24 protein-coding genes are annotated in these 23,218 nt (G+C 63.6%); 16 read left to right on the forward strand and 8 right to left on the reverse strand.

The window, feature by feature from the left end; genetic code table 11:
- Positions 1-2: 2 nt before the first annotated feature.
- The 4 genes from ABIB95_RS09785 to ABIB95_RS09800 all read right to left on the reverse strand — a co-directional run bounded on the left by ABIB95_RS09785 (position 3) and on the right by ABIB95_RS09800 (position 4,660).
- Positions 3-869 carry an ABC transporter permease subunit gene (locus tag ABIB95_RS09785; RefSeq protein ID WP_028151201.1) on the reverse strand — a complete coding sequence of 289 codons (867 nt, stop codon included), beginning with the start codon at positions 867-869 and terminating at the stop codon, positions 3-5.
- Positions 870-967: 98 nt separating this feature from the next.
- Entirely contained in the window at positions 968-2,185 is a 1,218-nt protein-coding gene (locus tag ABIB95_RS09790) for an urea ABC transporter substrate-binding protein (RefSeq protein WP_283018898.1), read from the reverse strand.
- Between the two features lie 58 nt (positions 2,186-2,243).
- Positions 2,244-3,242, reverse strand: coding sequence for an acetamidase/formamidase family protein (locus tag ABIB95_RS09795; RefSeq protein ID WP_354238960.1), 999 nt, complete (start codon positions 3,240-3,242; stop codon positions 2,244-2,246).
- Positions 3,243-3,259: 17 nt separating this feature from the next.
- Entirely contained in the window at positions 3,260-4,660 is a 1,401-nt protein-coding gene (locus ABIB95_RS09800) for an amidase (RefSeq protein ID WP_354238962.1), read from the reverse strand.
- Positions 4,661-5,069: 409 nt separating this feature from the next.
- Here ABIB95_RS09800 and ABIB95_RS09805 point away from each other — a divergent pair, with 409 nt between their 5' ends.
- Both ABIB95_RS09805 and ABIB95_RS09810 read left to right on the forward strand, forming a co-directional pair.
- Complete coding sequence (locus ABIB95_RS09805; RefSeq protein WP_354238964.1) at positions 5,070-6,245, forward strand: transporter substrate-binding domain-containing protein; 1,176 nt, start codon at positions 5,070-5,072, stop codon at positions 6,243-6,245.
- Entirely contained in the window at positions 6,242-6,829 is a 588-nt protein-coding gene (locus tag ABIB95_RS09810) for an ANTAR domain-containing response regulator (RefSeq protein ID WP_028151206.1), read from the forward strand. Before ABIB95_RS09805 ends, ABIB95_RS09810 begins: the two co-directional genes overlap by 4 nt.
- Before the next feature lie 328 nt (positions 6,830-7,157).
- On the opposite strand, the gene ABIB95_RS09815 is transcribed toward ABIB95_RS09810, so the two are convergent.
- Positions 7,158-7,892 carry an IclR family transcriptional regulator gene (locus ABIB95_RS09815; RefSeq protein ID WP_354097419.1) on the reverse strand — a complete coding sequence of 245 codons (735 nt, stop codon included), beginning with the start codon at positions 7,890-7,892 and terminating at the stop codon, positions 7,158-7,160.
- A gap of 90 nt (positions 7,893-7,982) precedes the next feature.
- Between ABIB95_RS09815 and ABIB95_RS09820 the strand changes: the two genes are divergently transcribed.
- The 10 genes from ABIB95_RS09820 to ABIB95_RS09865 all read left to right on the forward strand — a co-directional run bounded on the left by ABIB95_RS09820 (position 7,983) and on the right by ABIB95_RS09865 (position 17,460).
- Positions 7,983-8,663 (forward strand): RraA family protein, encoded by a 681-nt coding sequence (locus tag ABIB95_RS09820; protein WP_354097418.1) that lies wholly within the window; start codon positions 7,983-7,985, stop codon positions 8,661-8,663.
- 2 nt (positions 8,664-8,665) lie between these two features.
- Positions 8,666-9,928 carry a 3-isopropylmalate dehydratase large subunit gene (locus ABIB95_RS09825; protein ID WP_354238967.1) on the forward strand — a complete coding sequence of 421 codons (1,263 nt, stop codon included), beginning with the start codon at positions 8,666-8,668 and terminating at the stop codon, positions 9,926-9,928.
- Positions 9,925-10,422: a LeuD/DmdB family oxidoreductase small subunit gene (locus ABIB95_RS09830; RefSeq protein ID WP_085404246.1), complete on the forward strand. Its 498-nt coding sequence runs from the start codon at positions 9,925-9,927 to the stop codon at positions 10,420-10,422. Before ABIB95_RS09825 ends, ABIB95_RS09830 begins: the two co-directional genes overlap by 4 nt.
- Before the next feature lie 92 nt (positions 10,423-10,514).
- Positions 10,515-11,597 (forward strand): pyridoxal-phosphate-dependent aminotransferase family protein, encoded by a 1,083-nt coding sequence (locus ABIB95_RS09835; protein ID WP_157791113.1) that lies wholly within the window; start codon positions 10,515-10,517, stop codon positions 11,595-11,597.
- Between the two features lie 31 nt (positions 11,598-11,628).
- Entirely contained in the window at positions 11,629-12,636 is a 1,008-nt protein-coding gene (locus ABIB95_RS09840; RefSeq protein WP_354238969.1) for an extracellular solute-binding protein, read from the forward strand.
- A 4-nt stretch (positions 12,637-12,640) separates the two neighbouring features.
- Complete coding sequence (locus tag ABIB95_RS09845) at positions 12,641-13,702, forward strand: ABC transporter ATP-binding protein (protein WP_063982310.1); 1,062 nt, start codon at positions 12,641-12,643, stop codon at positions 13,700-13,702.
- A complete protein-coding gene (locus ABIB95_RS09850) occupies positions 13,699-15,336 on the forward strand; it encodes an ABC transporter permease (protein WP_354238971.1) in 1,638 nt (545 codons plus the stop codon). Before ABIB95_RS09845 ends, ABIB95_RS09850 begins: the two co-directional genes overlap by 4 nt.
- Before the next feature lie 17 nt (positions 15,337-15,353).
- Positions 15,354-16,409: a threonine aldolase family protein gene (locus ABIB95_RS09855; protein ID WP_354238973.1), complete on the forward strand. Its 1,056-nt coding sequence runs from the start codon at positions 15,354-15,356 to the stop codon at positions 16,407-16,409.
- A 384-nt stretch (positions 16,410-16,793) separates the two neighbouring features.
- Entirely contained in the window at positions 16,794-17,024 is a 231-nt protein-coding gene (locus ABIB95_RS09860; RefSeq protein ID WP_354238975.1) for a hypothetical protein, read from the forward strand.
- Positions 17,025-17,061: 37 nt separating this feature from the next.
- On the forward strand, positions 17,062-17,460 hold the full coding sequence (locus ABIB95_RS09865) for a hypothetical protein (RefSeq protein ID WP_354238977.1): 399 nt from the start codon (positions 17,062-17,064) through the stop codon (positions 17,458-17,460).
- A 130-nt stretch (positions 17,461-17,590) separates the two neighbouring features.
- Here the strand turns inward: ABIB95_RS09865 and ABIB95_RS09870 are convergent, their stop codons facing one another.
- Positions 17,591-18,148 (reverse strand): SET domain-containing protein, encoded by a 558-nt coding sequence (locus ABIB95_RS09870; protein ID WP_354238979.1) that lies wholly within the window; start codon positions 18,146-18,148, stop codon positions 17,591-17,593.
- Between the two features lie 160 nt (positions 18,149-18,308).
- Here ABIB95_RS09870 and ABIB95_RS09875 point away from each other — a divergent pair, with 160 nt between their 5' ends.
- Positions 18,309-18,911, forward strand: a complete 603-nt coding sequence (locus ABIB95_RS09875) for a hypothetical protein (RefSeq protein ID WP_354238981.1) — start codon at positions 18,309-18,311, stop codon at positions 18,909-18,911.
- A gap of 11 nt (positions 18,912-18,922) precedes the next feature.
- Here the strand turns inward: ABIB95_RS09875 and ABIB95_RS09880 are convergent, their stop codons facing one another.
- Together ABIB95_RS09880 and ABIB95_RS09885 are read right to left on the reverse strand one after the other, a co-directional pair.
- Positions 18,923-19,777, reverse strand: coding sequence for a hypothetical protein (locus tag ABIB95_RS09880; protein WP_354238983.1), 855 nt, complete (start codon positions 19,775-19,777; stop codon positions 18,923-18,925).
- A 204-nt stretch (positions 19,778-19,981) separates the two neighbouring features.
- Positions 19,982-20,719: a TetR/AcrR family transcriptional regulator gene (locus ABIB95_RS09885; RefSeq protein WP_354238985.1), complete on the reverse strand. Its 738-nt coding sequence runs from the start codon at positions 20,717-20,719 to the stop codon at positions 19,982-19,984.
- Between the two features lie 106 nt (positions 20,720-20,825).
- On the opposite strand from ABIB95_RS09885, the gene ABIB95_RS09890 reads away from it, so the two are divergent.
- The 3 genes from ABIB95_RS09890 (at position 20,826) to ABIB95_RS09900 (ending at position 23,213) form a co-directional block, all read left to right on the forward strand.
- Positions 20,826-22,223, forward strand: a complete 1,398-nt coding sequence (locus ABIB95_RS09890; RefSeq protein ID WP_354238987.1) for a carotenoid oxygenase family protein — start codon at positions 20,826-20,828, stop codon at positions 22,221-22,223.
- Positions 22,224-22,297: 74 nt separating this feature from the next.
- Positions 22,298-22,561, forward strand: a complete 264-nt coding sequence (locus ABIB95_RS09895; RefSeq protein WP_354239105.1) for a hypothetical protein — start codon at positions 22,298-22,300, stop codon at positions 22,559-22,561.
- 76 nt (positions 22,562-22,637) lie between these two features.
- Positions 22,638-23,213: a hypothetical protein gene (locus ABIB95_RS09900; protein ID WP_071912261.1), complete on the forward strand. Its 576-nt coding sequence runs from the start codon at positions 22,638-22,640 to the stop codon at positions 23,211-23,213.
- Positions 23,214-23,218: the final 5 nt, after the last annotated feature.

Here is a 23,218-nt window from a genome sequence, read left to right on the forward strand (position 1 = left end):
CTTTAGCGCCCACGACGAACCAGAACGCTGGAGAGCCCCTCGGGCAACACCCGAATGATCAAAATGACGGCGACCAGCATGCCAATCTGTCCGATGATCTGGCCGTAGCTCGCGTTCAGCGCCATCCGGATCATCGCCAGGAACACAGCGGCCGGCGCTGTTCCGAGCAGCACGTTTGCCCCTCCAATGACGACCGTAACGAAGCTTTCGACCACGAAGGTCGCCCCCATGGTCGGGATCAGCGTCATCGTTGGCGCGTAGAGCGCCCCGCAAAGTCCTGCAAGGCCGGTGCCGATCCCGAAGCTGATCGAATAGATTCGGCCCGTTCGCGCGCCCAGCGCCTTCGCCATCGCCGCATTCTGCATCGTCGCCCGGGCGATCACACCAAAGCGCGTCTTCATGAAAACGATGTAGAGACCGCCCAGCACGGCCACCGCGCAACCGAACAGAACCAGACGATAGGTCGAAAATGTATAGCCGCCGATTGCGAAGCTTCCTTCCGGCGTTCCGATGCCCCGCACGGCTGAACCGACAATCAGGAGCATCGATTGCGTCACGATGAGGCTGAGCCCCCAAGTGGCGAGCAGAGAATCCAGCGGCCGCTTGTAGAAGCGCCGCACGATCAGGAACTCGACGGCGACACCGATGAGCCCCGCCGTCAGCGCGGCCAGGATCTGGGCAATCGCGAGCGGAACGCCCAGATTCACCAGGCCGACGGTGACATAGGCGCCGCACATGATGAACTCGCCATGCGCCATATTGATGACGCCCATCATGCCGAACACGATAGCGAGACCTGCGGCCGAGAGAATGAGGAACGCGAACACGTCGGCGAACTGATAGAATACCGAGAATACTTCAGCCGACATCTTGGTCCCTTTGCCGATCCCGGCGCCGCATCGTTGCGGCGCCGGCCTTGTCCAAGTGCGCAACTCTCAATACGAGCAAAATCCGTGCCCGTCAGGCGTCACGATTTCTTCGGGAGATGGCTCGGCGTGTATTGGTCCTTGTCGTTCTTCTTGGTGAGATCGCAACCGATTTCGCCGAGCCAGTACGGCTGGATCGTCCCATAGTCCTTCTCGACCTTCACCTCATGCTTCGGCCCGACTGAGATCAGGCGCATGCGGTGCGAGGTGTGCTGGCTCTTCGGATCGATGCACACCTTGCCTTCGGGAGCGTCGATGCATGCATCGCCGGTCGCGATGACCTTGCGCATGTCGTCGAGCTTGATCGACTTCGCCTTCTCGACCAGCGCCTTGTACATGTAGAGCGCATTATAGGCATTGTAGCCCATGTCGTTGATGTAGAGCTCGTCAGGGAATTTCGCGTGCCAGCGCTTCTTGAAGTCGGTAGCCTCTGGCGTGTCGATCTCCTCGAACCAATTCGCAGTCGCATGCATGTTGTTAAGCGCCGGCGGCTTGAACCGCTTGTGCTCGAAGCCGAGCATGACCTTGATCGATGACCCCATCGGCAGATTGAGGTTGGCAGCAGCCGCCTGCTCGAAGAACGAATCCTGGGCAGCGCCGACATTGATCGTAAGCAGCCAATCCGGCTTCGCTTTCTGGATGTTCTGGATCGTCTGCGCGAACTGCGACACGCCGAGGGGAATGAACTCCTCGCCGACGACCTCGCCGCCGAGATCCTTCATGATCTTGCGGTTCCACTCCGCCGAGATCTGACCGAAATTGTAATCGGCCGCGATGACATAGACCTTCTTGCCGAACTTCTCGACCATCCACGGGATCAGCGTCGAGAATTGCTGCTCGGGCACCGCGCCCATGCTGATCATGCTGGCGTCGCAGACACCGCCTTCATACTGGTTGGTGTAGAAATAAGGCGTCGAGGTGCGGTCGACGATGGGACGCAGCGCCTCGCGCGAGGCCGAGGTGATGCCGCCGATCAGCACGTCGACCTTGTCGCGGTTGAGCAGTCGACGGCCGAACTCCTGATAGCGCGCGTTGTCGCCCTGCGGATCGAGGTGAATCAACTCGATCTGCCGACCAAGGATACCGCCGCTCTTGTTGATCTCCTCGACGGCCAACTGAGAGCCGTGCAGCTTCGGCATGCCCATGAAGGCGAGGTCGCCTGACACGTCCTCGAGCAGACCCACCTTCAATGGCGGTTCCGCCGCCCGAGCAACACTCACCCCCGCCGCTGTACCGAGCATAGCGCCGAGCAAGACCATTCCGAGCTTACGCCCCGAATTCATCGTGATATCCCCTGTTTCTGAAAGCGGCTGAATGTCATGGCTTGAGGTAATTCTTCAGGATCGATGCGCCCATCGTGTATTTTGGGTCGACCATGTTGCCGAGGCGCATGCGGCCGGCCTGGCTAAGCAGCATGTAGGCGTCGATCTCGTCGAAGCCGTAATCGGCCGCCATCCACCGCACGAGTTCGCGATAGGCGATACGGGCCGCGTCTTCGAGCGGGCGGGCGCTGCCGATCGTCATGATGAAGTCCTTTGTCTCGAGCCGCGGCCAGGCGAAGCTCCAGTTCTTGATCAGGTCGACCTGCAGCGTGACGGTCGCGCGCTGCTCCAGCGCCACGCCGGAGAGTTCGCCGTCGCCTTGCGTCGCGTGACAGTCGCCGACGTAGAGCATCCCGCCGTCGGTATGCACCGGGAAATAGATGATCGCGCCGGGGGCGACGTCGGGCAGATCCATGTTGCCGCCGTGGTAGTCAGGCTGCAGCGAGGAGATCGCCTCGATCTCCGGCGAGACGCCAATGGTACCGATGAACGGCTCGTAGGGCAGCGTAATCTTGTCGTTCCAGCGCACGCCGTTCCTGTCGACATGCAGCTTCTTCACGCGCTCCGGCAATGGCGGATTGAGCATTGCCGTCGAGCTTGTCCCGACGAGTCCGCCGAACTCAGGAATAATGCAGGTCGTGCCGGCCGGCTGCTCGCCGCGGGTCTCGACGTCGCGGATGTAGATCGCGAGGCAATCGCCCTTCTTGGCGCCCTTAACCGCGATCGGCCCGCATTGCGGGTTCAGATAGGGAAAGTTCAGTTTGGCGGTGGGGCTGTCGCTCTCGCTTGTGAGCACACCGCCGAACGCATCCTCCGTCTCGACAACCACCACTCCGCCGGGGTCGATCGACAGGGTCGGCTTTGCATAGGGACCGTAGACGTAGTGGAAGCCGCCCTGCTCTTCGATCGTCAGGCTATGCGTCGCCCCGGTCGCGCCTTTGGCGACCGCACGCTTGGCCATGATGGAATTCTTCAACCAGTCTTCTGCGAGCATATGATTGGCTCCTCAACTCAGATCCCGGGATGACGCTTGTGCCAGTCGGTAACGCGCTGGAACGCATCGCCCGCGCGAACGAGGCCGGCCTCATCGAAATGACGACCGACGAACTGGAAGCCAACCGGACCGCCATTCGCGGCGAAGCCGCCGGGTAGCGTCACGGTCGGGCTTCCCGTCATGTCAAACGGGCATGTGAAGCGAAGCAAGCCTGCGATCAGCGAGGCGTCCTCGCCGAGCGTCGCCATCTTGGCGAGCGTGGGCGCGGCGAATGCCTGGGCCGGCACTGCGAGGAGATCGACCGATTCGAACAGAAGGCGGACGGCGCCACGAAACGCTTCGCGCCGGAGCACGATCTTCTGATAGTCCATGCCGGACTGCTGCCGACCGAGATCGAGCAGGCCAGCCAGTGCCGGGCCGTACTCGTCCTTGCGCGCGGGATAGGTGTCCTCGTGCGCGACGGCGACCTCGATGCCGCACAGCGGGAACCAGTCGTCGATAACCGCCTTGGGATCGGGGAACGTGATCTCCTTGATCTTCGCGCCGAGATCAGCCGCTACACGCAGACCCTCGGTCAACACCTTGGCGGCATCGCCATCGGTGCCTTCGCTGGTCCAGCGCCGGTCGACGCCGATCGTCACGCCGCGAAGGTCGCCGGACAGACTGGCGAGATAGTCAGGCACGGGCAGCGGAACCGACGTCGTGTCCTCGGGGTCCTGACCCGCGATCACGCCGAGGATGGCGCCGCAATCGACCGCGCTCCTTGCCATCGGGCCGATATGATCCAGCGTCGCCGCAAGCTCGAATGCGCCGTAGCGGCTGACGCGTCCCCAGGTCGGCTTGAGCCCGGTGACGCCGTTAGCCGCGGAGGGAAAGCGGATCGATCCGCCCGTATCGGTGCCGAGCGAGCCGAAGCAGAGGCCCGCCGCGGTGGCGACGCCGGAGCCGCTCGAGGATGCCCCCGGCCAGAGATCCGCGTTCCACGGGTTCTTCGGCGGGTCGATCTTCGGGTGATGATCGGCGTAGGCGCCTTCGGTTTGCTGCAGCTTGCCGAGGATGATGGCGCCGGCATCCTTCAACCGCGCAACTACCGTTGCATCCTCGGTGGGACGGAAATCTCGATGAATGGTCATGCCATGGGCCGCCGGCGCGCCCTTGGCCCAGCAGAGATCCTTGACCGCCACTGGCACACCATGCAGCGGCCCCTTGATCTTTCCGGAAGCGATCTCCTTCTCGGCCGTGGCAGCGTCCGCGAGCGCCGAGTCTGCCATCACATAAGCGAAACTCTTGAGCTTGCCGTCGAGCTTCTCGATCCGCCCGAGCATCGCTTTGGTCGCTTCGACCGGCGACAGCTCCTTCGCCTGGATCTTCCGCCCGACGTCGACGAGTCCGAGATAGTGGAGATCTGTTGCCGCCATCGTTCTTCATCCTCACGCTCGATGTGACGCGCGGTCGTCTCCGCGCATGCGTCACCGTTCTGGCGACGCGGAGGCATCGCCAGCTTCCTTGGCGGCAAACGAAAAAAGCCACCCGTCCCTCCCGAATGAGGCGACGAATGGCTCAAATGCCGCGGCTATGATCTATCGCTTAGGGGCCGCAATCGAACGAAGCACTTAGTGCAAGGAGCTGGACGTCATCGGCCAGATCGGCGCACGCGAGGTTCGACAGGTAGCCCTGTAGGAGAAAAGTCTAAGTAACTGCCCATCGCATTGTCAACGATGCTCTCTGCCTAAATTTCGATAGTGCTGCGCAGCAAAACGGCAAGCCACTTGCACTGTCATCGCCGATGATGATTTCATCTTCGCGTTGCACTACCGAAAGTCGTCAATGACAAAACCGTCTGTTCCCGTTGGCATCATCTGCTCGCAGTCCGGGCCCTATCAGGCCATGGGCCGCGAGATCCTCAAGAGCGCGATGATGGCGGTCGACGAGATCAACAACCAGACGGAGTTCGGCTTCTCGATTGCCCCTCATATCCGCGATCCTCGCGGCATCATCTCCGAATACCATACGGTCTGCGACGATCTCATTCGCAATGTCGGCGTCGAGCACATCATCGGCTGCTACACGTCGGCGTCGCGTAAACAAGTGCTGCCGATCGTGGAACGCACCGATCGCCTGCTCTGGTATCCTGCGCGCTATGAAGGCTTCGAGTGCTCCGACAACGTCATTTATGTCGGCGCCTCGCCCAATCACAACGTCCTGCCGCTCGTCCGGTACGTGCTCGACAATCTGTCACGGGAGATCTTCTGCGTCGGCTCCAACTACGTTTGGACATGGGAGACCAATCGCGTCACCCGGGAGTTGGTCAGCGCGGCAGAGGGCCACATCCTGGCCGAACGGCTGCTCGAACTCGGCGAAAGCGCCGTTGGGCACATCGTCGACGAGATCGTCCGCCGCAAGCCGCCGATCGTCTTCAACACGTTGGTCGGAAGCTCGAGCTACGACTTCATTCGCGCCTTCCACGCCGGCACCAAGGCCGCCGGGCTCGAGATTCCGATGCTGAGCTGCAGCCTGTGCGAACCGGAACTGTCGATCGTCGGACCGGCGTCGGCCGGCTGCATCACGTCATCGGCCTATTTCGAGAGCATCCGCCTGCCGGAGAACCGCGCATTCGTTGCACGCTGGAAGGCGCGCTATGGCGACGACAGCAGCCCCTCGGTCGACGGGCAGTCCGCCTATGTCGCCGTCTATCTGCTGGCGCGCGCGTTGCAGCGCGCTGGCACATCGAACATCGCCGAGGTGCGGCGCGCCGCGGCCGGCCATCGCTACAATTCGCCGCAAGGACCGGTCTGGATCGACGGCGGCAACAATCATTGCGTCCTTACACCGCGGCTTGCCGTTTCCAATCCGCGAGGACAGTTTGATATCTTCTGGGAAGCCGACGCGCCTGTTAAGCCTGATCCTTACCTGACGCAGCTCGACGTTGCCGTCAGCCCTTCGAGGGAGACCTCGGCGGGCGGCGCATTGCCGAATGCGCCGCATTTGCGGGTTGTAAAATGAGCAGACCGTCTTCATTTTCGCTGCGCGGGCGTAAGGCAATCGTCGCCATCAAGGACGAACGCGACGCAACCATCGTGCGACGCCAGTTCGAGCGTCTTGGGGTCGACAGCATCGCGTGGGAGCCGACAGAGGCGATCGACTTCGCGCCGGATCTGGCGTTGATCGATGACGAGTTCCTGCCTTTGACGCAACCGGCACGACGCGCGTTCCTGGGACGCTGCCCGGTCATCGCCCTGCTCGGCACCGAAACGCCAAGCCGGCTGAAGCTAGTGTTCGAGCTCGATCCGGCCTCGTTCCTGGTCAAGCCGTTGCGCTCGGCCGGCATCTACGCGGCGCTCGTCATGGCAATCGAGCGAAGCGAACGCACCAACGAATTGAAGCAGCAGGTGGTCAAGCTCGAGCAGCGTCTTCGGTCGCGTCGCGTCGTGCTCGCCGCCGTTCTCCAGGTGATGCACTCGCACGCGCTCGCAGAACCAGCCGCCTTTGCGCTGATCCGCAAAGCCGCCATGGAACAACGCAAGACGATCGAAGAGCTTTCGGCGGAGATTACCGCCAAGGGCATGCTCCCGCGCGCAACCGGCTAACTCACTTCTTTACGAGTGCAGTCCTCACCGCCTCGGCAAAACCGCGTATCGTCGGACGCGACGGCCGCGCCTCGCAGAAATTTGCCCGAGCGAGAATTAGGAGAGAATTTCACTTCGATTCCATCCTCCGAGGAGGGCGGAAGCCCTACCACCCACAACGCCCCCGAGAAAGACGCCGAGACCCTCCGCAGGGGCGGCTTTAATCGGCCGATCTCCTCTATGTGACTTCCAACGCCAGTAGCAGCGAAAGCCGGCCCTGTGCCGACGCACGAGCTTCTCGGGCGGATGATCGTGAGAACCATCAGGATTGATGGAGAACGGGGCGGCGTCAGGGAGAGCCTGTTTCGGCCGACGGCAGACTGACGATCCGCGGCGCGCCGACATCGCGGGGCAATGGCGCGCCGAGCACAAGTGAGAGCCGATACGAGGCGTCGGTGAGCCGGGACGCCAGCGCCTGGAGGTCGGCCTGACGGATGCGTTCGATTGGGCCGCTCACGGTCATGGCGCCCACCAGCGCTCCGTCGTGGCCGAAAACGGCGGTGGAGAGGGAGGCCGTCACAGCGTCGTAGATTCCGGAACTGACGAAGACCTGCACGCCGCCATCCGTGCGGTCTGCCCAGCGCGCCGTCCGCAGCACTTGTCCCGTCGAGGTCAAATCGAGTGGCGCGAGATTTGTGGGCCGCGCGACGTCGCGCACGAGCTGCGGCGAATCCACCCGAAACAGACAGAGCCGGCTATCGCGTTCACGCACGTGGAACGCACTGCTCTCCAACGTCTCCTGGCTTAGCCGCTGAAGGACCGGCAGCACATGCTGTTCGAGATTGAAATTGGCCCGATAGGTGATGCCGAGCTGGAATGTCTTTGCGCCGAGCGCGTAGCGGCCGTCGCTGAGGCGGACGACGTAGCCGGCTTCATCCAGCGACACCAGCGAGCGCATCACGGTCGGTTTCGCCAAGCCCGTGATCTTGGCGATGTCGGCCAGGCTGCGCGACCCGGCTCCAGCGAAGGTATCCAGGATCGCCAACGCCCGTTGCACGGCGGCGACCCCTTGCGTCTTGGGCATCGAAAATCCCTGTCCTGCCGATTTTCGGTTGACCTCGGCTCGTCACCGTTACACTATGCGTAACGGCGTTCCATTTTCAATGGGGTTGATATGGCCGTAGGGTTCAGGATCCTTTCCCGCAAGCGTGTTGTCGCAGGCGAATGGGTCGAACGGGCTCGCGCCCTTCCGGTCGCCAACATCAGCGATGTGATGTCGCGCATGGCCGCGGGCGGCGCCACGCTCCGGCCGATGCATGCGGCTGGCGGCATGGCCGGTCCCGCTTTGACCGTGAAGACGCGCCCCGGCGACAATCTGATGGTCCACAAAGCGCTCGACATCGCGGTTGCCGGCGACGTCATCGTGGTCGATGCGGGCGGCGACCTCAGCAACGCAATCTTCGGCGAGATGATGCTCGCGCAGGCCGCCCGGCGCGGCGTCGCCGGCATCGTTATCCATGGCGCGATCCGCGATGCCGCTGCGATCCGGGCAAACCCGCTTCCCGTTTTCGCGGCGGGTGTCACCCATCGCGGTCCGTACAAGGACGGTCCGGGCGAGATCAACGGACCGATCGCGATCGGCGGCTTGGTCATCCAGTCCGGCGATTTGGTGCTGGGCGACGACGACGGCGTGCTAGCCGTCGCCATCGACGATTGCCGAGCGGTGATCGAGGCAGCCGAAGCCAAGCAGTCTGCCGAGACGAAGCAAATGGCGGCGATCGAAGCCGGTACCCTCGATCGTAGCTGGGTCGACGCCTCCCTCCGACGTCTCGGCTGCGAGATGCCAGAGGTCTAGCGATGGCCGGGCGTACGATCTCCGAGAAGATCCTCGCTCGAAAATCCGGGCAGGATGCGCACGCCGGGGACCTCGTGGTCTGCGAGGTCGATTGCGCGCTCGGCACCGACGGTTCGGTCCCGATGGCGCTCGACTATTTCAAGGCGATGGGCGGAGAGAACGTGCGCGATGCCGCCCGATTGGTCTTTGCTCTCGACCATTACGTGCCGCCGACAAGCCCGCAGACGATCGAGCTGCACCGCGTGATGCGGGACTTCGCCAGGCGGTTCAGCGTCACGCTGCATGAAGCTGGCGAAGGAATCGGTCACCAGCTCATCGTGGAGACGGGCCGCGCTCTGCCGGGTGGTCTCGTCGTCGGAGCCGACAGCCATGCCGTGACATACGGGGCACTGAATTGCTTTGCGACCGGGATCGGCTCGTCCGATCTCGCCGCGGTCATGCTGTGTGGCCGGATCTGGCTGCGCGTGCCGGATTCGATCCGCGTCGTCCTGACCGGACAACTGCCGAGCGGCGTCTATGCGAAGGATATCGCACTGGCCCTCGCGGGCATGCTCGGCGCTGACGGTGCCGCCTATCAGGCACTCGAATTCGCAGGACCGGGTGTCGCCACCCTCGCGCTGGAGGACCGCCTCGTCCTGAGCAATCTTGCGGTCGAGATGGGCGCGAAGACCGGCATCTTCCCGGCCGATGCTGAAACCGTCGCCTATCTGCAGGGCCGCACCGGCCAGGCTTTCGAACCGGTCGCAGCGGATCCGGATGCGCACTACAGCCGGACCGTGGAGGTCGCGCTCGACGCCCTCACGCCGCAGATCGCGTTGCCGCATCTGGTGGATCAGGTCGTGGCGCTCGAGGATGCGGCCGGCACGCCGGTACAGATGGTCTATCTCGGCACCTGCACGGGCGGCAGGTTACGCGACTTCCATCAGGCTCTCGCGGTGCTCGAGGCGGGTGGAGGCGTTGCACCCGGCGTGCAGCTCGTGGTCACGCCGGCATCGCGCGAGGTCCGCGACGCCATGGCGGCCGATGGCACGCTCGACGCCCTGGTCGGCTTCGGCGCAACCGTGGTCGAGCCGGGCTGCGGCTCCTGCTGCGGAACCTGCGGGGTGATCCCTGGCGATGGGGTTTCGGTGATCTCGACCGCCAACCGCAACTTCAAGGGCCGCATGGGCAACGCCAAGGCATCGATCTACCTCGCCTCCCCGGCAGCTTGCGCAGCCGCCGCGACCCGCGGTGTCGTGACCGATCCTCGCGAGGTGTCGCGATGACAGCCCTGCGAGGACGCGCGCGACTTGTCGGCGACGACGTCAACACCGACTCGATCATCAGCTCGACCCGCAAGCGAGAGAGCCTCGACCCCGCCGTTCTCAGGCAATTCCTGTTCGAGCATGTCGATCCGACCTTTGCAGCTTCTGTGCAACCGGGAGACATCCTGGTGGCGGGCAAGAATTTCGGTTGCGGCTCGGCGATGGAGGTTGCCGTCACAACCGTGCTCGGGGCCGGCATTCCGGCGGTGATGGCGCGAAGCTTCTCGCGCACCTACTACCGCAACGCGATCAACAACGGCCTGCTGCCGCTTGTCTGCGAAACCGGCGGAATTCGTGAGGGCGACATCCTGATCTCCGACGGCACCGGCGCGATCCGCAACGAACGCAGCGGCGAGACGCTCAGCCCGGAGCCGCTGCCGCCGATCATGCTGGCGATCCTGCGCGCGGGCGGCCTCGTTCCCTACATGCGTCAGAACGGTGACTTCAAGCTATGACGATCACAGAGACTCCGAGCGCCATTGCCTCGACGGGATACCGTCTTCGGCTTCCTGGTCCAACCGAAGTGCCCGAGCGGGTGCGGCAGGCGATGGCTCGGGTGATGGTCAACCATCGCGGACCCGAATGCCGGACTGCAATCGGCGAGGCGGAGGAGATGATCCGCCCGATTTTAGGCACGACGAACCGCATCCTGTTCTTTGCGAGCTCCGGAACCGGCGTTATGGAGGCTGCGCTCGTCAACGTGGCCGGACCGGGCCATCGGATCCTCGTAGTCGAGCATGGTCAGTTCGGTGAGCGTTTCACCACGATCGCCAAGGCCATGAACATCACCGTCGACACGGTCGCGATCGAATGGGGCCAGGCGATCGATGTCGCCGCGGTGGAAGCCCGATTGCGTGAGCACGCCTATCGCGCCGTCGTCGTCGTGCACAATGAGAGCTCGACCGGGATCGTGGCCGATCTCGCGGCGCTCGGCGCACTGGTGCGCGACCGGCCAACGCTGCTCATCGCAGACTCCGTCAGCGGTCTCGGCGGCATCGCGATGCGGCAGGACGAATGGGGCGTCGACATCGTTGTCTCGGCCTCGCAAAAGGCCTTGATGTGCCCGCCCGGCCTCGCACTTGCCAGCGTCAGCGCCAAGGCGTGGCGCGTGATCGGGCAGGACGAGCAGCGATCGGCCTTCTATTGGGATTTCCGTCGCGCGCTGAAATCCGCGGAGCAGAACGAGACCGCGTTCACGGCACCGGTGAGCCTCATCTATGGCCTGCGTGAGGCCTTGACGATGATGCACGAGGAAGGCTTCGCCAATGTGCTCGCGCGCCACAAGAAGCTCTCCGCCGCGCTGCGCGCCGGCGGCGCGGCGCTCGGACTCGCAGATTTTTGCCGCGATGAGCCGCGCTCGAACACGGTCGTGGTTTTCAAGGTCCCCGACGGGCTCGAAGGCGGAGCCATCGTGCGGCAGCTCTACCAGGATCACCGCACGGTGATCGCAGGCGCCCGCAACCGTCTCTCCGGCCGTGTCATCCGGTTTGGCACGATGGGTGCTTTGAGCGCCGGGACCATTCTGACCGACCTTCTGCATCTCGAGGACGCACTCACGAAGTTCGGCCTGCCGATCGAACCCGGCGCCGGGCTCAAGGCGGCCACCGAGTACCTCGCCGCAACCGCATGAGCAATCGCTGAACCCACGAGGGCGAACCACGATGAGATCTCCTGCCTCCATCCTCGCCCGAGTCGTGACGCTCGCGGCATCGCTGTTCGCGGCCGAGCTGGCCTCGGCCCAGCAGAACGTCGTGCTCTATTCGGCCAACGACGACACCGTGAACAAGCTTGTCGCCGAAGGCTTCGCCAAGGCGACCGGAATCAAGGTCGACGTGGTCTCGACCGGATCAGGTGTGCTGGTGCGCCGCGTCGCGTCCGAGGCCGCCAATCCGCAGGGCGACGTGATCTGGGGCGTCAGTGCGACGCTGCTGCGGCTGGCGAGCCCGCACCTTCAGGCTTACGCGGCGAAGGGCCGCGAAGCCGTGCCGGCGCAATTTCGCGATCCAAACGACCTTTGGTTGGGCACCAACATCCAGGTCGTTGTGATCGGCCAGAACACCAAGGCGATCGACAAGGCCAGCGGGCCCAAAGCCTGGGCAGACCTCCTCGATCCGAAATGGAAAGGCAAGCTCGCCTTTACCGACCCTGCCAATTCCGGATTCTCATATGCGGCCGCGACCACGCTTCTCTCGCTGTGGGGCGCGGACGACGCAGCCTGGACCAAGATGGACGGGCTGCTTGCGAATGCGAAGGTGCTCAACCGCTCGACCCAGGTCTTCGACGGGATCGGCAGCGGCGAATATCCGCTTGGCATCACGCTCGAATATGCCGGCTTCCTGTGGGCCCATAACGGTGCGCCGGTCAACGTTGCCTATCCGGCCGAGGGCACCTATGCGGGCGTCGAAGGCGCGGCCATCCTGAAAGGCGGACCGAACCCCGAGCCTGCCAAACGGCTGGTCGACTATCTGGCCAGCAAGGAAGTCCAGGAGATGTTGCTGAAGGCGACGTTCCGGCGCCCTGCCCGTCAGGATATCGAGCTCGAGGCAGTCGCACCGGGGATGCTGCCGTTCTCGGCGGTCAAGGTGCTGCCCTATGACGACACCAAATGGGAAGCGGCCCGTCGCGACACCCTCGCGCGGCTGAAGACCACGATCCAGAACACGCGCTGATCCGATGACCGCGATCCGGATTGAAAACCTGACCCGCACCTTCGGCGCGGTGCGGGCCGTGGACGACATCTCGCTCGACATCAAGCATGGCGAGCTGTTCACGCTGCTTGGGCCGTCAGGCTGCGGAAAGACGACGTTGCTGCGCATGATCGCAGGCTTCATCGACGTCGAATCCGGCTCCATTTGCTTCGACGGCCGGCGCATCGATGCTCTGCCCGCGCATCGCCGCGACACCGGCATGGTGTTTCAGAACTACGCGATCTTCCCGAACCACACCGTCGCCGAAAACGTGGCCTACGGGCTGAAGGCCAGGAAGGTTCCGGCTGCCGAGATCGCATCGCGCGTCGACAAGGCGCTCGAGCGGGTGCGCCTTGCAGGTTACGGTCCGCGGTCACCACACCAGCTCTCCGGCGGTCAGCTGCAACGCGTGGCAATCGCCCGCGCGCTCGTGATCGAGCCCGCCGTGCTCCTGTTCGACGAGCCGCTGTCCAACCTCGACGCGCAGTTGCGTACCGAAATGCGGATCGAGGTCCGACAGCTGCAGCAGGCGCTCGGCCTGACTGCGATCTACGTGACGCATGATCAGGAGGAGGCACTCGCCATCTCCGACCGCATCGCCGTCTTGCGTCACGGCAAGATCGAGCAAGTGGACACGCCGGAGCGCATCTATCGGATGCCGCAGACTGCCTTCGTCGCCGAATTCCTCGGCTCGACCAATATGGTGCCGGGCATCGCGGGAGCTTTCGACGGCCGTAACACTCCTGTCGCAGCAGCCGGAACGGAATTCACGGTCAGAGGCGAGGTCGCAGCGCCCGGCGCGCCGGTGTTGCTGTCGGTCAGGCCGGAGGCCCTGCAGCTGCGAGACGGTTCCGGTGGCTCGCTTGTGCATGCGCGTCTGGCGCTGCGTGAATTTCTCGGCCCGGTACAGCGCCTCCACGCAACCCTGCCGGACGGCACCCAGATTCGGATTGCGGCGCTCGGCGGCCAGGCGCTCGATCTCTTGCCCGGCGCGCCGCTCACCCTTGCTTACGACCCTGCCCAGATCACGGCGTATCCGGCGCCATGAAACGCTTCGCCACCATTGTGACGCTGGCGGCGCTGGTGCTGCTCGCGGTGTTTCTGCTCTACCCCTTGGCGCTCGTTCTGGATGCCAGCATACGGATCGACGGCACGGGCGGCCTGACACTTGGGAACTATGCGGCGATTGTGAAGAGCCGCTACTATCTCGGCAGCATCGGGAACAGTCTGCTCTGCGCCGCGCTCGCAACGGCCTTCGCATGCGCGATCGGCATCCCGCTCGCCTTCTGTCTTGCCCGGATCGACATACCGGGCCGCGCGCTGCTGCTGACGCTTGCGTCCTTGCCGCTGGTCCTGCCCTCGTTCGTCAGCGCCTACGCCCTCGTGCTGCTGTTCGGCCATGCTGGTGTCGTCACCACCGCTCTGCGCGGGATCGGAATCCCGATCGGATCGATCTACGGCGTGCCCGGAATCGTCATCGTGTTCACGTTGACGCTCTATCCATACGTCGTCATGCCCGTGCTGGCCGGATTCCAGGCAGTCGACGCCTCGATGGAGGAGGCAGCCCGCAATCTCGGCGGCTCACGGCCCTATGTGATCCGCACCGTGCTGCTGCCCATCGTTATGCCGGCGATCCTTGCCGGCGGACTATTGGTGTTCATTGAGGCACTGGAGAATTTCGGCGTGCCAGCGGTGCTGGCTGAGGACCGGCCGTTCCTGGCCGTCGACATCTTCAAGCTGTTCGCCGGCGAATCTGATGCCAACCCGGCCGCGGCGGGCGCACTCAGCGTGCTCCTGATCGCCTGCACGGCGATCGCGCTGCTCGTTCAGCGGCACTACCTCGGCAAGCGCCGGTTTTCGACCAATGCCCGCAGCGCGCCCGCGAAGCTGCCTCTGACGCCGGGACTGCGGCTCACGGCCACGATCGTGAGTTGGGGCATTGTGATTGCATCGCTGCTGCCGTTCGCGGCCGTGTTGATGATCTCCCTCCTGCGCTTTCGCGGCCCTGTCCTGACCTGGGAGTTCGGATTGGGCAATTACGCCACCCTATTGTCGGGCTCCTATCGGCCGCTGCTCAACACGCTGACGCTCGCCAGCATCGCGGCCGTCGCCACCATGCTGATCGGCGCTCCGATCGGCTATGTTGTGGCCCGGCACCGCTCGCGCCTGTCGGGATTGCTCGATTTCGTCGGCATGGTGCCGTTTGCGGTCTCGGGCACGATCCTGGCGATCGGGCTCATCATCGCGTTCAACAGCGGTCCCTTGATTCTGACCGGCGGCTGGCTGATCCTGGTCATCGCCTATGTCGTCCGCAAGCTCCCCTTCGCGATCCGGTCGTCCTCGGCAATCGTGCACCAGCTCGATCCTTCGCTCGAGGAAGCCTCGATCAATCTCGGGGTCTCGCCAAGCAAAACCTTCGCGACCCTGACCGTGCCGTTGATGACCAGCGGCCTTGTCGGCGGGCTGGTGCTGGTCTGGATCACCGCGGCATCCGAATTGAGCGCGACCATTGTGCTCTATGCGAGCGGCTGGGTCACCACGACCGTCGTGATGTACCATGCCATCGAGGGCACCGGCGCGGGTCTGGCGGCCGCCGCGGCCGCGGTGCTTATCCTCGTCACCGCAATCCCGTTGCTCCTGATCAATCGGCGCATCAACAGGCAGGAATCAACCGTGATATGACGGCAGGACAGGACGGTATGAACGAAGCAGCCCCGACGCTCCCGAATTTCCGCAGCGACAATGTCGCGCCGGTCAGCCCCGAGATTCTGCGAGCGATCGCCGAGGCCAATCGCGGCCCGGCCGCCGCCTATGGCGACGACGATTATTCAAGATCGTTGAATGCGCGCTTCTCGGAGCTGTTCGAGACCGCGGTCACCGTGTTCCCGGTCTCGACCGGTACGGCGGCCAACGCCTTGTCACTCGCGAGCTGCGCGCGGCCCTATGGCGCCATCTATTGTCACGAAGAGGCGCATATCCACACCGCGGAAGGCGGCGCGACCGAAGCCTTCACAGGCGGCGCGAAGCTCGTCGCCATGTCCGGCCGAAACTTTCGGATCGAGCCGTCGAGCCTGCGCCAGGCGCTGGGCCAGGCGGCTTGGGGAGTCCGCAATCGCTCCCAGCCCGATGCGGTGTCGATCACTCAGGCCAGCGAATATGGAACAATCTATCCCCTCGCCGAGATCGCCGAAATCGGAGCAATCGCCCACGACAGGAATCTGTCGCTGCACATGGATGGCGCCCGGTTCGCCAACGCGCTGGCGCGGCTCGATTGCAGCCCGGCCGACATGACATGGCGCGCCGGCGTCGACATCCTGTCCTTCGGGGCGACGAAGAACGGGGCAATGTCGGCGGATGCGATCGTGGTGTTCGACCAGGATCTCGTCGAATCCCTGTCCTATCGGCTTCGCCGCGCCGGCCAGACCTCGTCGAAGATGCGCTTTGCGTCTGCACAGCTGCTCGCCTACGTCGAGGATCGCCTTTATCTGCGGCTCGCGGCGAAGGCCAATGCCGTGGCTGCGCGTCTTGGAGCGGGTCTCGCTGCGCTGCCTGACGTTCAGCTCATTGCGCCGGTGGAAGCCAATCTGGTTTTCATCAACCTGCCCGCTTTGGCCATCAACCGTCTTGCAGCGAGCGGGCTGCAATTCGCGCGACGGGGCCAGGACGTAATCCGGTTTGTGGCTCGCTTTGACAGCACCGAACAGGATGCTGACGAGGTCATCGCGCTCGTCCATCGAGCGATCGCAGGAGGCTGAGAGCGATCATTCCTTAACCGATCATTCTGCAGATAGTTGCCCCGCCCACCGTCACCCACGCGTCTACAGCCTTCCAATTTTCGATTGCAGCTCCTGCGCAACAAGAGCATCGCTTGGCAAGCGGCACACGCTCAACCAACTGCCACGCCCGTTAGGGCGCGTGATGTCTTGCCGGTAGAGCCTGCCGGAACGCTTCTTCAAACAACCGGCCCATCTTTCTAGTAGAGCGATGGTCTCGGGACTGCGCACGGTGACCAGCCTGCGCGCGCCTCGCGAACAGCATCGAACACCTTAGGACTGTCGCGAACGGGCGTATTTTTTACCCGCGAGGTAATCGAATTGGTCCCCGCCACGGCGCATCTTCGGTCGCAACAGGAGATGACCATGATCGCGCTGCTGCTCTACCGGACCATCGCAGACCACCTTGTTCCCTGGGCCGTGACGCTCGCGACCCGCATGCTGGCACGCAGCCTCAACATGCCCGAGCCGCTGGTGCATTCGACCGGCGACTATGTCGTCGCGCAGGTCACAGCCTTCGAGCACGGCGTCGGCAAGAGCCTCTGCCCGTTTCGCATCGCCCGCCTGCTCCGCGCCTGGTGGCGCGGACGGCACTGAATTCACCCCCAAGCCCAACCCAACCATGGAGACCACGATGATCGACGCATCCGCCTTCCTGCGCCGCGCGCTTCTCGCCGACGCCATCTTCAGCGGCGTCGCCGCCCTCGGCTTTACCTTCGGCGCCGGCGCGTTCGCACCGCTGTTCAACCTGCCCGAAGCGCTGCTGCGCGAGACCGGCCTGTTCCTGATCACCTACACCGCGCTGGTCGGCTGGCTTGCCTTGCGTGCCTCCGTGGCGAGGCCGCTCGTGCTGCTGGTCGTGGTCGGCAACGCGGCCTGGACGGTCGGCAGCATCGCGCTGCTGTTCTCGAGCGCGGTGTCGCCGAACATCAGCGGCGAGCTCATGGTCGTCGCGCAGGCGATTGCGACCGGCGTGTTTGCCGAGCTGCAATATGTGGGATTGCGGAAGAGCGGGAATGTGGTGGCGGCGTGAGACCACGTCACTCGCTGTCGTCGCCCGGCTCGACCGGGCGACCCAGTATTCCGAGACAGTAGACGGATGCGGATGGGCTGCTGCGTACTGGATGCCCCGCTTTCGCGGGGCATGACACCGCGGCTAATGGCTAAGCCCGCGCGCGACCGTTCTTCTTGCCAACGGCATGGCCGTTGAGCTTCTTCTTGCCGGCCTTCGCGCCCGCCTTCTTGGCCTTCGCTTCCGTGCGCGTCTTCACCTTGGCGCGTTCGGCGCGGGCCTCAGCGCGCAGCTTCTTGCGCTTGGCCTCGCAGGAAGGACATTTGCAGCCGATCGGCTTCAGATAGGCTTTGAAGTAGTCGGTGCCGTAATCGTAGTTGATCTCGTCGCCCGGCTCGATGTTCCTGATGGCGCGGATGAAGACCTTGCGCTCGCGCGGCCGGACGTCGGACTCGGCGTTGGGGCGGCAGGAATGGTTGATGTAGCGGGCGAGGTTCTTGCGCACCGACCCGTCGATGGTCCAGCGGTTGTTGAGCTCGAACAGGTATTTGTTCTCGATCTCGTCATGCGCGGGAACTCTGGAGTCCAGGATCGGTCCGAAATAACGGATGATCCGGGTCCCCTTCTTGATCGGCATGGTGGCGAAGAGGCCAAGTCCGGTCTTGGAACGGCCGACGCGATAGGATTTGCTGGAAGCGATGGCTGGCATGATCGAATGAGATGTCGCGGACGAAGCGCGGTAAGCGCAGCGGAAGGCGCCCTTCTAGAACGATTCCGCGCCGCTGTCAGGTACATCCCGCCTCTGTTTGAACCTTGCCCACAGTGAAGACGTCTGATGGAGGGAGTTCCCTCTGTATCAAGGCGTCGTCATGAGGCGTATCGCGTTCCTTTGTCTGACCGTGCTGCTGACTTGCCTGAGCGCGGGTCACGTCGCCGCCCAATCCATGGGCAGCACCTATTCCTCCACAGCGCCAAAAGACTGCCGCCAGATCGGCAAGCCCAGCGAGCTTGACGGCAGCACCACGCGGGTCTGCCCGGGAAAAGACGGCCTGATCGTGCTGATCGCCGAGGATGATCTGCGCGAAATCGTCTCGATCGGCCGCAATCGCAAGGCCGCAGCGGAGGAACCGGCGGCAAAGATCTGGTTCGCGCCATTCAATTCATCGGAGGCCACCGTCGAATGGCGTAGCGCGGGCACGAAGTCGTTTGCCATGATCCAGCGCTGGCACATCGCCGATGGCACCGATCCCGACAAGCAGGGACGGCCGAACACCAAGGCCATGCTCGTCGTGACGCGGCTGCCGCCGGGGCCGGTCTGCCACGTCGCCTATGTCGATGCCATCAACCCCACCGCCAATGAGCTCGCTCGCAAGGCGGCGGACGATTTCGCCCGCAGCTTCACTTGCGGCAAGGACGAGGTGAAGATTGTCGGCACGCGTGGACGTGCGGTCGAACTCGCGACGATGCGGTAAGGCCAACTGAATCAGGTCTTCTTTTGGGTAGCACGCTTGAGGTCGCTCAGAGATTTTTCGATTTCCTCAAGCGTTCCCGTCCGGCTTGTATCGCTGCCAAATTTGTCTCGAACCTGGTTTACTGTGCTGACCGCAGCATCTAGAGCCGCAATATAAGCTTTCGCATTTTTTTGCTGTATCCCGAGAAGGATGGCCACGAGGGCTTGATATTGTAGGAACGGCTTTTCCGAACCAACGCGTTGTGCCAGCCAGTCGAGCATCTCGAAATCAAAAAATACTTGCAGCGATGTGATGACCATCAACCGCTTCCCCGGAGACGCAGAGCCAGCAAACTCGTGACGAAGGGGGAAAAAAGCCTGCCCAATCGTACGCATCTTGGAAACCACGACTTCCATAGCGCGCGTCCGATCATTTCCGGGCAGCATAGATGCACGTACGCTCTCGTACTCTGCGGCCAGGGATTCGGCTTTCGCCAGAACTACGCCACTACTTGCGTTGGCCGCCAAATCCTTGACCGTCATCGCTCGTTCGAGTTCGGCCTTGGAAGGCCCCGAGCTCAACTCCGCCTCCGATTTCGTCTGAGCTTCTTTTGCTGATTGCTCTATTTGCTTGTCTATTTTTCGGGATATTTCAACTCCCAACACCTTCACACTTTCCACATTGCCGAGAAAGTCGATCACCTGCCGACGAAAAAGAAGTACGCAAAGAACGGCCGCGGCCGGCCACGCGATCGCATTTAGAAACTCGGTGATGCTCTTTAGAAACTGAAGCCATGTGAGGCCACTATCATGAGGCGCTCCGACGCCCCCGGTGGCCTTAATCAATTCAGTAAGCTTGCTCAGAACTTCGGGGGAAACGTCCGACATGGGAAAGGACCGATGCAGAAACAAATTCTAAGTACAGCGCACCCCCAATACTCCTTCAAATCTATCACAACTTCAAGATGTATTACGTGAATCCGCTAGCCCACATTTCAGCGCTGCGATAGCACGCCGGTAAGCACTCTTCCTGGGCCGAGACGCGCCGTGCCACCGTTGCCGTTTAAGAGCTTGCTGGCCCCGGCCGCTTGATCAGGGACCCGGCAGCTTCGCCGTGATGGGCGCCGTCAGCATCGCCTCGAGCAACTGTTCGGTCGTCGTCCCTTCGGGCAGCCGCCCCAGAATGTCCTCGAGACGGCCGTCGAGCAGCAGCATGGTGAAGCCGTGCACCATCGACCAGGCGCGCGCGATCGCGGCGCCCTGGTTCAGCGTCAGTGCGTCGCCACTGATCTGCTCCTGCCGCATCATGCCGATGGCATTGGCAAGGCCGGCGAAGGAGGCTTCGGCCGCCTCGTGCAGCGAGGGCCTGGAATAGTCCAGCCGCTCGGTGCGGAACATGATGCCGTACATGCCGGGATGGGCCTGCGCATAGGCGACATAGGCCTTCGGCCGCGCCAGCGCGCGCTCCAGTGGCGTGGTGGCGGCGTCGCAGGACGAGGCCATCGCCGCGTTGAACTGGCGGAAGCCGACGGCCGCGAGCTCGCTGAGCAGGCCGGTGAGATCGCCGAAATGATGGGTCGGCGCGGCATGCGAGACGCCCGCCTCCCGCGCCACTGCGCGCAAGGTCAGGCCGGACAGCCCGTCGCGCTCCAGCACCCGTTCGGCGGCCTGGAGCAGCGCCTCGCGCAGGGCGCCGTGATGATACGGCGTCTCCGTCTTCGCTACTGCCGGACGGCGTGCGGAACGCGCCTGCGCGCTCGCGGCCGACGATGTCTTGCTCGGTGTACGCGGCTTGCGCGCTGTTTCGCTCTTGGTGTCGCTTTTGGCCATTTGCAAGCTATATGACGCAATATTGACAGTGTAAAGATTTCACTTGACGAATGCGGCGATCGGCATTATTCGATCTTTACGATGTAAAGATAGGGAGGGATACGCCGTGCAGCACGACGCCGTCACCGAGCGCCGCCATAACCTAGGTCCGATTCCATTCGAAGCCGACGCGCCGTTCCTCAAAATCGTCGGGGAATTGCCGCGCGATCTGAATGGCGTGCTCTATCGCAACGGTCCCAATCCGCAGTTCGATGCGCCCGGTGCGCACTGGTTCGTCGGCGACGGCATGCTGCACGCCTTCCACCTCGAGAACGGCCGTGCCAGCTATCGCAACCGCTGGGTCCGCACGCCGAAATGGCTGGCCGAGCACGATGCAGGCCGCGCACTGTTCGGCGGCTTCGGCCGCAAGCTGCCGGATGCCCCGCAAAACCTCACCGACGGCGGCGTCGCCAACACCAACATCATCTTTCATGCCGGCAAGCTCTTGGCACTGGAAGAAGCGCATCTGCCGACCGAGATCGAGCCGGGCACGCTGGCGACGCGCGGCTATCACAATTATCAGGGTCGCGTCGCCGGCAGCTTCACGGCGCATCCGAAGGTCGACCCGGTCACCGGTGAGCTCGTGTTCTTCGGCTACAACGCCGCGGGTCCGCTGACCCCTGCCCTCTCCTACGGATCGATCGACGTAACAGGCAAGGCCACGCGCTTCGAACGTTTCGAGGCGCCCTACGCCAGCATGGTGCACGACTTCATCGTCACCGAGAACCACGTGCTGTTTCCGATCCTCCCGATCACCGGCAGCATGGAGCGCGCGATGAGCGGACGGCCGCCTTATGCCTGGGAGCCGGACAAGGGCGCCTATGTCGGCGTGATGAAGCGCAACGGTACGGCCAAGGACATCGTCTGGTTCCGCGGTGAAGCCTGCTACGTCTTCCACATCATGAACGCGTGGGAGGACGGCAACCGCATCATCGCCGACGTCATGCAGTTCGAGGAAGCGCCGCTGTTTCCGCATCCCGATGGCCGGCCGACGGATCCGGAGAAATCACGCGCCCGCCATTGCCGCTGGACGTTCGATCTCTCAGGGACGACCGACCGCTTCCAGCAGACGTATCTCGACGATCTCACCGGCGAATTCCCCCGCATCGACGACCGCCGCGCCGGATTGAAAAGCCGTCACGGCTGGTACGCCTGCGCCAATCCGCGGCTGCCGATGTTCGGCGCGCTGTCGGGCGTCGTCCATGTCGACGGCAACGGCAGACGGCTCGGTCATTATCTGCTGCCGGCCGGCGATACCATCTCCGAGCCGGTGTTCGTCGAGCGCGCGACGGATGCAGCGGAAGGCGACGGCTGGCTGCTGGCGGTGGTCTGGCGCGCGCGGGAGAACCGCAGCGACCTCGCCGTGTTCAACGCCACCGATGTCGAAGCCGGTCCCGTTGCGCTGGTGCAGCTCGGCCACCGCGTGCCCGACGGCTTTCACGGCAATTGGGTGGGTGCGCAGTAACTCTCGCCTCGTCATTCCGGGGCGCGACGACGTCGCGAGCCCCGGAATGACATCGCGGATGTCACCAAAGAGGCCTGCACATGCCCTCGATCACCACAGATTGCCTTGCCGTCCTCGCCCTGGCCTGCGCCGCGCTCGCACTCCGGATGATCCGGCTGCGACGGAGCGGCCATCTCATCTTCAACGGCGGTATCTTGCTCTCGGTCGGCCTCCTGCTCGCCGCCGCGCTGCCGATCCTGTCGCGCCTGCCCTGGGCGGAATTCGCCGACGAGGCGTCCGACCAAGCCATTGCAGCACTTCATTTTTTGGAAGTTACCTACGTTATTTTGACACTGTAAAGATTTCGCTTGACCCGGCATCGCTCCTGATTTATTTATCTTTACATCGTAAAGATTGGCCAGACCGAGGCGGCTCATGGCGATTTTCCTGATCCTCGCGCCCTACGGCGCCTACACTTTCCTGATGCTGGTGACGTCGGCCACGATCAGCGTGTTCGCCGCGTCTGCAATCTGCCTCGCCACCATCACGGTCGATGTCGCGCGCGGCCGCTCCGTCAAGATCCTCGCGATGGGCTCGGCGATCGTATTCGCCGCAATCGGCCTCTACCTCGCGCTGATCGACCCGAAGCTCGGCACGCTGGGCGTCAAGCTGTCGGTCGACATCGGCATCTTCGTCATCTCGCTCGGCTCGATGCTGGTCCGCCACCCGTTCACGCTGCAATATGCGGTTGAAACGGTCCCGGCCGAAACGGCGGCGATGCCCGGCTTCCTCACCGCCAATTACGTCATCACCGGCGCCTGGACCGCCGCCGCGCTGTTGATGATGGCCGCCAACATCGCGCTGCTCTACGTCCCCGGCCTGCCGCTCTGGTCGGGCCTTGCGGTCGCCTTCGCCGCCCGCAACAGCGCGATCTACTTCACAAAATGGTATCCCGAGTATCGCCAGATCAAGTACGGTGCGCCGGCCAGCGCAATGCCCAACACTCGCTGAACAGG

The organism is Bradyrhizobium sp. LA2.1 (genome assembly GCF_040547725.1).
GTDB classification, from domain to species: domain Bacteria; phylum Pseudomonadota; class Alphaproteobacteria; order Rhizobiales; family Xanthobacteraceae; genus Bradyrhizobium; species Bradyrhizobium barranii.

What these genes read in the sequence shown, in the direction of transcription:
- ABIB95_RS09795 (WP_354238960.1), bottom strand. Translation starts at nt 3,242, where the DNA reads ATGCTCGCAGAAGACTGGTTGAAGAATTCCATCATGGCCAAGCGTGCG.
- ABIB95_RS09825 (WP_354238967.1), top strand. Translation starts at nt 8,666, where the DNA reads ATGGCCGGGCGTACGATCTCCGAGAAGATCCTCGCTCGAAAATCCGGG.
- ABIB95_RS09815 (WP_354097419.1), bottom strand. Translation starts at nt 7,892, where the DNA reads ATGCCCAAGACGCAAGGGGTCGCCGCCGTGCAACGGGCGTTGGCGATC.
- ABIB95_RS09900 (WP_071912261.1), top strand. Translation starts at nt 22,638, where the DNA reads ATGGCGATTTTCCTGATCCTCGCGCCCTACGGCGCCTACACTTTCCTG.
- ABIB95_RS09880 (WP_354238983.1), bottom strand. Translation starts at nt 19,777, where the DNA reads ATGTCGGACGTTTCCCCCGAAGTTCTGAGCAAGCTTACTGAATTGATT.
- ABIB95_RS09840 (WP_354238969.1), top strand. Translation starts at nt 11,629, where the DNA reads ATGAGATCTCCTGCCTCCATCCTCGCCCGAGTCGTGACGCTCGCGGCA.
- ABIB95_RS09790 (WP_283018898.1), bottom strand. Translation starts at nt 2,185, where the DNA reads ATGGTCTTGCTCGGCGCTATGCTCGGTACAGCGGCGGGGGTGAGTGTT.
- ABIB95_RS09805 (WP_354238964.1), top strand. Translation starts at nt 5,070, where the DNA reads ATGACAAAACCGTCTGTTCCCGTTGGCATCATCTGCTCGCAGTCCGGG.
- ABIB95_RS09820 (WP_354097418.1), top strand. Translation starts at nt 7,983, where the DNA reads ATGGCCGTAGGGTTCAGGATCCTTTCCCGCAAGCGTGTTGTCGCAGGC.
- ABIB95_RS09835 (WP_157791113.1), top strand. Translation starts at nt 10,515, where the DNA reads ATGGCTCGGGTGATGGTCAACCATCGCGGACCCGAATGCCGGACTGCA.
- ABIB95_RS09850 (WP_354238971.1), top strand. Translation starts at nt 13,699, where the DNA reads ATGAAACGCTTCGCCACCATTGTGACGCTGGCGGCGCTGGTGCTGCTC.
- ABIB95_RS09785 (WP_028151201.1), bottom strand. Translation starts at nt 869, where the DNA reads ATGTCGGCTGAAGTATTCTCGGTATTCTATCAGTTCGCCGACGTGTTC.
- ABIB95_RS09885 (WP_354238985.1), bottom strand. Translation starts at nt 20,719, where the DNA reads ATGGCCAAAAGCGACACCAAGAGCGAAACAGCGCGCAAGCCGCGTACA.
- ABIB95_RS09875 (WP_354238981.1), top strand. Translation starts at nt 18,309, where the DNA reads ATGAGGCGTATCGCGTTCCTTTGTCTGACCGTGCTGCTGACTTGCCTG.
- ABIB95_RS09845 (WP_063982310.1), top strand. Translation starts at nt 12,641, where the DNA reads ATGACCGCGATCCGGATTGAAAACCTGACCCGCACCTTCGGCGCGGTG.
- ABIB95_RS09810 (WP_028151206.1), top strand. Translation starts at nt 6,242, where the DNA reads ATGAGCAGACCGTCTTCATTTTCGCTGCGCGGGCGTAAGGCAATCGTC.
- ABIB95_RS09855 (WP_354238973.1), top strand. Translation starts at nt 15,354, where the DNA reads ATGAACGAAGCAGCCCCGACGCTCCCGAATTTCCGCAGCGACAATGTC.
- ABIB95_RS09860 (WP_354238975.1), top strand. Translation starts at nt 16,794, where the DNA reads ATGATCGCGCTGCTGCTCTACCGGACCATCGCAGACCACCTTGTTCCC.
- ABIB95_RS09870 (WP_354238979.1), bottom strand. Translation starts at nt 18,148, where the DNA reads ATGCCAGCCATCGCTTCCAGCAAATCCTATCGCGTCGGCCGTTCCAAG.
- ABIB95_RS09830 (WP_085404246.1), top strand. Translation starts at nt 9,925, where the DNA reads ATGACAGCCCTGCGAGGACGCGCGCGACTTGTCGGCGACGACGTCAAC.
- ABIB95_RS09865 (WP_354238977.1), top strand. Translation starts at nt 17,062, where the DNA reads ATGATCGACGCATCCGCCTTCCTGCGCCGCGCGCTTCTCGCCGACGCC.
- ABIB95_RS09800 (WP_354238962.1), bottom strand. Translation starts at nt 4,660, where the DNA reads ATGGCGGCAACAGATCTCCACTATCTCGGACTCGTCGACGTCGGGCGG.